Raw genomic sequence first — 874 nt, forward strand, 5'->3', positions numbered from 1 at the left:
CGCCGAATTGCGCAGGGCGAACGAGATCCTGACGACGGCGTCGGCTTTTTTCGCGGCCAGGCTCGACCCGACACGGCGTTGAAGGTCGCGTACGTCGACGCGTACCGGGGCCGTTTCGGGGTCGGGCCGATCTGCAGGGTCCTGTCCGCCGGATTGGACTGCGGTTTCCTGACCGCGCGCGGCTACAGGGCGTTCAGACGCCGGCCTCCGAGCCTCATGGCGGCGAGGCATGAGGCGCTGGCGCGCGACGTCGCCGCCATCCACGACGACGAGTTCATGCGCGTGTACGGGTACCGCAAGGTATGGCATCAGCTGATCGTTCAGGGCTGGGATCCGGGGGAGGTCGGCCGCGACCAGGTCGCGCGGATCATGCGCGGGCTCGGCATCCGGGGCGTCGGCGGCGGCAGGAGACCGGTCACCACGGTCCCCTCCAGGGGCGGGGGCGGCAGGCTCGACCTGGTGGGGCGCAAGTTCGAGGCGTCGGCGCCGAACCGTCTGCACGTGGCCGACATCACGTACGTGCGCCTGGCGGACGGCTCGTTCGCGTACGTCGCGTTCGTCACCGACGCGTTCGCGCGTCGGATCGTGGGCTGGGCGGTGGCTTCGACGATGCGCACGGAGGACCTGCCGTTGCAGGCGTTGGAGCAGGCCGTCATGTGGGCCCGCTGCCACGGGGCGCGGACGGGTGCGTGCACCACTCCGACCACGGGTCGCAGTACATCAGTCTCGTGTACTCCACGCACGTGGCGGACGCGGGCATGCTCCCGTCGACCGGCACGGTCGGCGACTCGTACGACAACGCCCTCGCCGAGCGGACGAACAACACGTACAAGCGCGAGCTGGTCTGGGTCAACAAACCCTGCCGGACGGTCGG

General features: G+C 70.1%; 1 pseudogene. It reads left to right on the forward strand.

Annotation, left to right across the window (positions count from 1 at the left end):
- A pseudogene (locus BFAL_RS10870) lies at nt 1-874 on the forward strand (IS3 family transposase); the annotation flags it as partial.

This window comes from Bifidobacterium aesculapii (assembly GCF_001417815.1).
GTDB lineage: Bacteria > Actinomycetota > Actinomycetes > Actinomycetales > Bifidobacteriaceae > Bifidobacterium > Bifidobacterium aesculapii.